Annotated in this window: 1 protein-coding gene and 1 pseudogene; both read left to right on the top strand. The window is 71.2% G+C overall.

Features of this window, described 5'->3' with window-relative positions; genetic code table 11:
- Window positions 1-256: 256 nt before the first annotated feature.
- Window positions 257-2,404 carry a PTS fructose transporter subunit IIABC gene (locus tag HMPREF0975_RS13455; RefSeq protein ID WP_009234758.1) on the top strand — a complete coding sequence of 716 codons (2,148 nt, stop codon included), beginning with the start codon at window positions 257-259 and terminating at the stop codon, window positions 2,402-2,404.
- Window positions 2,405-2,869: 465 nt separating this feature from the next.
- Window positions 2,870-3,075: pseudogene (locus HMPREF0975_RS16360) on the top strand (hypothetical protein); the annotation flags it as partial.

The raw sequence follows: 3,075 nt of genomic DNA, 5'->3' as shown, positions 1-3,075 counted from the left end.
GAGCCGGCAGCGGCGGTGCCGACGGGAACGCCCGGGCCGCCGTCCTCAGCCGACTGTTTCCGGCTGTCACCGGCGGTCGCCGGCGGTCGCCGACACCGATCGAACCGACCGCCTCCGACCAGCCCGACCTACCCACAACCTCCTACCCGTCCGCTGCACGACAACCACCCGCCGAACCGCCCCTGACCGCCTCAAGCACCCCTGACACGCAACCGCCGCCCACCGGACGGCAGCACCTCGGACACCAAGGAAGACCATGACCGAGAACACCCCACTGATCATCCCCGAGCTGGTCGCGCTCGACGCCGACGCCGGCCCGGGCAAGGAAGACGTCATCGAGTTCCTGGCCGCCACCGTGGCCGGGGCCGGGAGGGCCTCCAGCCCCGACGGCCTGGCCGCCGACGCCAAGAAGCGTGAGTCGACCGCCCCCACCGGGATCCCCGGGGGCATCGCGATTCCGCACTGCCGCAGCTCCCACGTCCTGGCCCCCAGCCTCGGCTTCGCCCGCCTGGCGCAGCCGGTCGACTTCGGGGCTGCCGACGGCCGGGACGCCGACCTCATCTTCATGATCGCGGCCCCCGACGGCGCCGACGACTTCCACCTCCAGCTCCTGGCCAAGCTCGCCCGTGGCCTCATGCAGTCCGACTTCACCGACGCGCTGCGCCAGGCCGCCGACGCCGAGGAGATCGCCCGGATCGTCACCGGACAGGTCCAGCCCGAGCTGCTCGACGACGGGGGAGATGCTGAGGAGAGCCAGGCCGGGGCGGCGGAGTCGGCCGAGGACTCCAAGACCGCGGCGGCGCCCGCGGCGTCGTCGGTCCCCGCGGCGGGCGAGACCGTCATCGTGGGCGTCTCCTCCTGCCCCACCGGTATCGCCCACACCTTCATGGCCGCCGAGGCCCTGGAGCAGGCGGGCAAGGACCGCGGCATCACCGTGGCCATCGAAGGCCAGGGCTCGGGCAAGATCGACGCCCTCGATCCCGACCTCATCGAGCGGGCCACCGCCGTCATCTTCGCCCACGACCTGCCCGTCAAGGGACGCGAGCGCTTCGCCGGAAAGCCCGTCATCGACGTCGGCGTCAAGGCCGCCGTCAACGATGCAGGCTCCCTGGTGGACAAGGCGCTGGCCGCGGCCGACGACCCGAGCGCCGCCCGCGTGCCCGCCGGCAGCGAGTCCAGCGAGGAGAGCGAGGAGGGCTCCGAGCACTGGGCGCGGCGCCTCCAGCGCTCCGTCATGACCGGCGTGTCCTACATGATCCCCTTCGTGGCCGCCGGCGGTCTGCTCATCGCCCTGGGCTTCCTCCTGGCCGGGTACGACGTCGCCAACCTCTACGAGAAGATCTCCATCAGCGACTACTCCCTGTGGAACCTTCCCGGCAGCGAGTTCGTCCACGAGATCAAGAACTCGGCGGGTGACGTCGTCGCCACCGAGACGATCTCCGTCTCCCAGTCCGGGCTGCTGCTGTACATCGGGTGGTCACTGTTCCTGCTGGGGAAGGCGGCCATGACCTTCCTCGTCCCGGCGCTGGCCGGCTACATCTCCTTCGGCCTGGCCGGCCGGCCCGGTATCGCGCCCGGATTCGTCATGGGCGTCGTGGCGGTCGAGGTCGGCGCCGGGTTCATCGGCGGCCTGGTCGGCGGTATCCTCGCGGGCTACTTCGCCGCCTGGCTCGCAGGGCTCAATGTGCCGTCCTGGCTGCGAGGGCTCATGCCCGTGGTCATCATCCCGCTGGGCACCACGCTGGTGGTCGGCGCCCTCATGTACATGGTTCTCGGACTGCCCCTGGCCTCCCTCATGACCGCGCTTCAGAACGGACTGACCTCCATGTCCGAGGGCGGCTCGGCCGTGCTGCTCGGCATCATCCTCGGGCTCATGATGTGCTTCGACCTGGGCGGGCCGGTCAACAAGGCCGCCTACCTGTTCGGCACCGCGGGCCTGTCCGCCGCCAGCGCCACCAACACCGCCCCCTACGAGATCATGGCCACCGTCATGGCCACCGGCATGGTGCCGCCGCTGGCGATGTCCGCCGCGACCTTCCTGCGCTCGCGGCTGTTCACCAAGGCCGAGATCGAGAACGGGCGCAGCGCCTGGCTGCTGGGGCTGTCCTTCATCTCCGAGGGCGCCATCCCCTTCGCCGCCGCCGACCCGCTGCGCGTCATCCCGGCCACCATGGCCGGCGGTGCGGTCACCGGCGCGATGACCATGGCCATGCACGTCGGCTCGCGCGCCCCCCACGGCGGTGTGTTCGTCGCCTTCGCCATCACCAACTTCGGCGGCTTCCTCCTGGCGATCCTGGTCGGGACGGCGGTCAGCACCGCGCTGGTCATCCTCCTCAAGGGCCTGGGGCGCAACAAGGACGGTAAGGACGCCGCCGAGGCGCAGCCCGCCGCTGCTGCCGCCTGATCCAGTTACCGACCGCTGTCACGAGGACGGCCCGCCATCTGGGCGGGCCGTCCTCGTCGTTGTGGAGGAACGCGGCCGGCGCGTGGAGGGGCTGCACCGGCCTGCTCCGGGCAGGAACCGGCAGGGGAGGCGCCGTCGTGCTGTGCTGACCCTGATCGGGGACGTACTTTTCGATCGAGAACTGCGTTCTCCCGCAGAAGGCGACGGTCAGACCTCAGTCGTTTGCGGGAGAAGTACGTCCTGGATGGAAAACGCAGTTCCCGATGCGCGAGGCCGGCCGCCCTGCATTGCGTCGTCGGGGCCGGCAAGGCTGGCAGGGCCAGTCAGGGCAAGTCAGAGCCGGCTAGGGCAGGTCAGGGCCAGCCAGGGCCGGAACGCTCCTGGTCCGGCTCCCAAAGGTGGTTGTCGGCTCCTGATGAGCTCTCACGCTCGGCCCCGGCGCTGGTCGCAGATAGGCTTCGCGTCATGGCTGCTAGACGACGTATCGACCCCGCGGCGGGCGCCCAGGCCCTGCGCCAGTGGGCCCAGGAGCAGGACACGTCCGGGGACGGATCGGCCGACGGGACTGAAGGGGCAACCGGCGCCGCCAGTGCCAGCGACTCCGTGAGCCCCCGCCGAGTGCGCCGCCCGGCGCCGGATGACCGCCACCGCCGTGCGCTACACCCTCGAGG

Source organism: Actinomyces sp. oral taxon 849 str. F0330, from assembly GCF_000239715.1.
Lineage (GTDB): Bacteria > Actinomycetota > Actinomycetes > Actinomycetales > Actinomycetaceae > Actinomyces > Actinomyces johnsonii.
Note: the sequence above shows the minus strand (reverse complement) of the source record. Positions and strands in the feature narration are given on the sequence as shown.

Bases quoted from the DNA above. Each gene is read 5' to 3' on its own strand.
- HMPREF0975_RS13455 (WP_009234758.1), top strand. From the start codon at position 257: ATGACCGAGAACACCCCACTGATCATCCCCGAGCTGGTCGCGCTCGAC.